The organism is Shewanella sp. A22, from assembly GCF_053850585.1.
This window is the reverse complement of the sequence record NZ_JBSQBN010000193.1, coordinates 1-4,935: the sequence shown is the minus strand read 5'-3', so window position 1 is coordinate 4,935 and position 4,935 is coordinate 1. Positions and strand designations below refer to the sequence as shown.

The window sequence follows — 4,935 nt, the reverse complement described above, 5'->3', positions numbered from 1 at the left end:
TTCTGGCGGGTTTCAAAGTCCTTTATGCTTCGTTAGATGCTTTCAAAATAGAATCACTATTCGCTTCAATCATCTGCCTTGCCTACAGCACTTTGAACGCCCGCTGAAAGATCACATATTTAATAGGGTTGGTATAACGTGATTAAATATTTGTACTGTGATGAAAAAAGCAGGACTTCGAGAGAAGTCCTGCTTTTTTACATTAATCATAAAGCGTTACGACTTATGATTAATTATCGTTTTTAACTTGGTTTCTTAACGCTGGACGTTGCTCTTCAACTAATGGCTTTACGTCTGGGCGAGCTTCGGGCAGCAATGGTTTTACTTGAGGCTCGTTGACCGAGGGCAATGTGCTTTCTTCAAGTGGCGTATTAAACTCTGGACTGAGGTCATAATCACCGACCACACTTGAAATATTGTCGCCATTAAAGTGAATGATCAATTCTTTATGGGTAATACTGGCATCTCGACCGCTTTTAAAATGGTACACATAATACCAAGTGTCATCAGCAAAGCTGTCACGTAACACCGGACGACCTAAAATATATTCAGTTTGCTCTTTAGTCATGTCGATACGAAGCTTGTCGACTTGTTGTGTTTCCATGTAGTTACCTTGCGGTACATCTGGTTTGTATATTAACCAATCAAAAACACTGCATCCGCTAAGCGATAATGAAAGCGCTACTGCGCTTACAAGGGTAAGACGTTGTTTTTTGTTTATCATTGTCTGCGCTACTTCCTAAATTCTGTCGGTCATCATACCCAAGCATTCCCTATGCTGACAAGAGGCTATGAGAAGATGTTGTGCTTTTGAGTCAATTTTACGCGTGAAGTTCCATTTTAAGACAACAAATAAGTTGTCTTTAAACGGTGACCTTTACGTAACCGGGTGACAATAATGTTGGTAAGATGATGCTAAAGTGTTTATTTTAAGCAACATAAGCTGATTTTTATCGCTTGGAAGTTAGGCGATTTACATGCCAATATAATGGACTGATAATATTGCTGTGACGATTTTTTTAGCTGTAATAATGATGAAATAAGAAACCACAATGACGATTCAACAACCAAAAAAAGCAGTATCTACCAAGGTAAAGAAAGGCAACTTAGTTTGTGTTGGTACGGGGTTACAGCTCGCCGGACAGATAGGAGCATTGAGCTTAAGTTATATTGAACATGCAGATGTTGTATTTTCGCTTGTGCCAGATGGTTTTTCTGAGCGCTGGCTTATGTCATTAAACGCTGATGTACGTTCACTTCAACCTTATTACGCTCAAGATGACGAAATAAAAAATCGTCGTGATACTTATGCCGAAATGGTGAAAGCGATTTTAGATGAAGTACGTTTAGGTAAGTTAGTCGTATGTGCTTTGTATGGTCATCCTGGGGTATTTGCTTGTGTTGGGCACTTATCTATTAAACAAGCCCGAGCAGAAGGTTTTGACGCTAGTATGTTACCTGGAATATCTGCGGAGGCATGCTTGTGGGCCGATTTAGGTATTGACCCTGGTAATAGCGGACACCAAAGTTTTGAGGCGACTCAGTTCATGCTCTATAACCATGTGCCAGACCCAACCACCCACCTTTTACTTTGGCAGATAGCTCTTGCAGGTGAACATACCTTAACCAAATTTAGTACCACAAAAGACACATTGCAGATTATGGTTGAACATTTACATCAGTGGTATCCGCTGGAGCATGAAATCATTATCTATGAAGCTGCAAATTTGCCATTTCAGTCGCCTGTTATAGTTCGAATACCGTTATTTATGTTGCCTGAGGCTTCGTTAACGACGATTAGTACATTATTGATACCACCCGCGCGCAAGATTGCTCTTAACCTTGAAATGTTGGCTAAGTTAGGCATAGCGGAATCTGAAATTGGATAAACATTTTGATGGTTTTACACCTGTATGTAAAACCGCTTCGTATGATGTTCTACACCGTTATATTTATTGTGTCGGAAAGGATTAAAAACGATTAGTCGGTCACTTATTGAACTATAATGAGTGTTCAACACGATGCGCGGTAGTATTAACTTTATTAAGGTTATTGTGGTATTTACTTGGGTTTGTTGTTTTTTTAAGATGAATTTTGCGGCATTGTGTGACAACGTGTACAAGGTAGATTTTATGGTTTGTCGTTATACGACATAAGTTATGCAGTAGTTGAATGCCGATATAAGGTAAAATGCGGCTTGAAGGAGCAGGCTAAACGGTATTTGTGATGTTAGAAACTGATTTTATCAGCCGTACAAATGCAACAGGCTTAGGTTACAACTTTAAGTGCTACCGTAAATGTAAGTTAAAATAACTATCTTAGAATCAGTTGCATGGCTATTATTTACTTCATTTTGACGTTGGATGTAAATATGGCCGTTAATGTTAAATGTAATTATTTATACAGAGGATGTTTACATGCAAAATATGAGTACATTTTTTACTAAACTTGGAACTGACGCCAATTTATTTGAAGCATATAAGCTTGACCCTTGCGGCGTAATGGAAGCAAATGGATTAACAACAGAGGAGGTTGAAGCGGTTAAATCAGGCGATAAAGCGCAAGTCAGCAAGTTGGCTGGCGACAAAGCAATGGCAATGTATATGGTTGTATTAAGCCCAACAGAGTAATTATTTTGCCAAAAAAGTTACGTTTTGCTTTTATCATCATCGCACAGCTTTTAAGCTGCGCGGTGATGGCTAATAGTATCGACTTCGATAAAGAATTAGATGCTATCGAAGAGTCATTGCAGACTGATCCCAGCTCTGCAGTTAATAAAATTGATTCAGTGCTGTCTTCAGAATCATTATTGTCGTCACAGCAACATAGCCGTTTGTATGGATTATTAGGTGCAAAGTTTATTTATTTAGGTGATTTTTCCGAAGCGAATAAAGCCTTAGATAACGCATTGGCATATAACCCAACAGGCGAACTTCTCACGGATATTTATCTATTTAAAATTACCGCAAATATTGGGCTTAGAAACTATATAAAAGCTTTTTCTCTTTTAGAAGATAACCTATCACGCATCAATAATTATCAAGATCAAAGCATAAAAATAAAATCTTATAATCGATTGATGAATGTATATTTAAAGCTTGATGCCTATGAGGAAATGTTGCGTATTGCGCAACTATCTTTAAATTTAAATCAAGGTAAAGATCCAAAAAGCCAATGTTTTTCAATGTTGTACCTATCAGTGGCTCATTTAAAGTTAATGCGCTTTGAGCAAGCGGAGACATTATTTACAGAGACCCAGTCTTACTGTAAAAATCATGGTTTTCCTTTAATAGAGATTATGTCGATTAAGGGACAAGCCAATGTGCTGTTTGATAAACAAAGATATGCTGAAGCTGAAACACTTTATCTTGAGGCGTTAGACCGCTATCAAAGGTTCAAGTTTGAGGTTGAAATCAATGATATTCAGTCATATTTGAGCATGATTTATTATCATTTAGGTGATTTTCAGCAAGCAGAAATGTTCGCTCAATTAGTTAATGGTTTACCTAATAAACCCAGTAATATGCAGGTAAAGAAAAGGGCCAATGAAGTCCTATCTTTGATTGCGGGTAAACGGGGACAATATGACAAAGCATACCAGTATCAGGTCGCGGCTAATGCACTGAGTTTACAAATATTAAATGATCAAAAAATAAAAGAAAATGCCTATCAAATGGCGCGTTTCGATAACGTTGAAAAAAGTCGTGAGAATAGCAGTTTAATTCAAGACCATGAACTGCTCATTAAACAAAAAGATTTGTTTATGAAGGAAAAAAGCTCCTCCGTCATGTTTTCTACTGTGTTAGTTGGCCTCTCTGTTGGTTTGTTATTGCTATTGATATCAGCTTGGCTACAACGCAATAAATTTATGAAACAAGTACAACGGGATGAGTTAACAGGCATTTTTAACCGTCATACAGGCCAAGAAATGGCTGAGAATGAGTTTGTTCAGACCCAAATGCTTGATGAACCATTTTCTGTTTTAGTATTAGATATAGACTGCTTGAAGCATATTAATGACCAATATGGTCATGCAACGGGTGATTGGATATTGAAAAAAGTGACCAATGTAATTAAAGACATGCTGCAACAGACAGATATTTTTACTCGAATGGGAGGGGGGGAGTTCGCTGTATTTATGCCTAAGCAAACTGAGCCTAACGCTGTTGAGTTTGCCGAGCAAATTCGCAACGCTGTGGTCAATATTAATACTCGTTTCTCTGGGCATGATTTTACCGTTACCATTAGTTGTGGTGTCAGTTGTGTTAATAAACATGACTTGAGTCTTGACCCACTGATTCATCGTGCAGATTTAGCTTTATATCACGCTAAAAACAATGGGCGTAATGGTGTGGTTTGTTATACCAATGAATTAAAATAAAAAAACTATGAGTGTCTTATTAACCAAAGATACTAAACACGTTGCTAAAGTGCAGCCTCTCGACATGCCGCGGTTAGATGCTCTAAGGATGCAGATGTATGCCATTGTGCTAATATATACGTCGCGTTGAAAATACAAGCTTATTCATTACATACTTGATGTATATACATTCTATCAATCCATATGCCTTATTAACTCACTCTCTTTACTGGAGGGTATTCCTCACCTCAAATTAAGTCGTTTATCAAACAGCCTTTATCTTCTCACTTTTAACTAATTGACATTTGATTGTATTGTTAGCTCTTATCCCGAGTTAAGGTGACTGACTATAGCTGGCTATTGGTTTTGTGAGGAAAGTAAGTAATTAGCTGATCTATGTGTGATATTCCTCATTCTATCCTGAGTTGAGTTTATTTCGTTAAATGCATTTATACCAATCCTATTAAATATGTGATCTTTCAGCGGGAGTTCAAAGTGCTGTAGGCAAGGCAGATGATTGAAGCGAATAGTGATTCTCGGTAACAAGCTCCTGCGTTACTCTACCTCCAGTATCT

At 37.7% G+C, this 4,935-nt stretch carries 4 protein-coding genes; 3 read left to right on the top strand and 1 reads right to left on the bottom strand.

The window, feature by feature from the left end:
* Positions 1 to 229 precede the first annotated feature (229 nt).
* A complete protein-coding gene (locus ACWXWT_RS19845; protein ID WP_456043297.1) occupies positions 230 to 724 on the bottom strand; it encodes an outer membrane protein assembly factor BamE in 495 nt (164 codons plus the stop codon).
* Between the two features lie 328 nt (positions 725 to 1,052).
* Here ACWXWT_RS19845 and ACWXWT_RS19840 point away from each other — a divergent pair, with 328 nt between their 5' ends.
* From ACWXWT_RS19840 to ACWXWT_RS19830, 3 genes are all read left to right on the top strand, one after another.
* Positions 1,053 to 1,889 carry an SAM-dependent methyltransferase gene (locus tag ACWXWT_RS19840; protein WP_456043296.1) on the top strand — a complete coding sequence of 279 codons (837 nt, stop codon included), beginning with the start codon at positions 1,053 to 1,055 and terminating at the stop codon, positions 1,887 to 1,889.
* Positions 1,890 to 2,417: 528 nt separating this feature from the next.
* The gene (locus tag ACWXWT_RS19835; protein WP_456043295.1) at positions 2,418 to 2,630 is read left to right on the top strand and encodes a hypothetical protein; all 213 of its coding nucleotides are present in this window, start codon (positions 2,418 to 2,420) and stop codon (positions 2,628 to 2,630) included.
* Positions 2,631 to 2,635: 5 nt separating this feature from the next.
* A complete protein-coding gene (locus ACWXWT_RS19830; RefSeq protein ID WP_456043294.1) occupies positions 2,636 to 4,381 on the top strand; it encodes a diguanylate cyclase in 1,746 nt (581 codons plus the stop codon).
* The last annotated feature ends 554 nt before the right edge of the window (positions 4,382 to 4,935 follow it).

Coding starts and splice junctions, on each gene's coding strand:
- ACWXWT_RS19845 (WP_456043297.1), bottom strand. CDS start 724: ATGATAAACAAAAAACAACGTCTTACCCTTGTAAGCGCAGTAGCGCTT.
- ACWXWT_RS19840 (WP_456043296.1), top strand. CDS start 1,053: ATGACGATTCAACAACCAAAAAAAGCAGTATCTACCAAGGTAAAGAAA.
- ACWXWT_RS19835 (WP_456043295.1), top strand. CDS start 2,418: ATGCAAAATATGAGTACATTTTTTACTAAACTTGGAACTGACGCCAAT.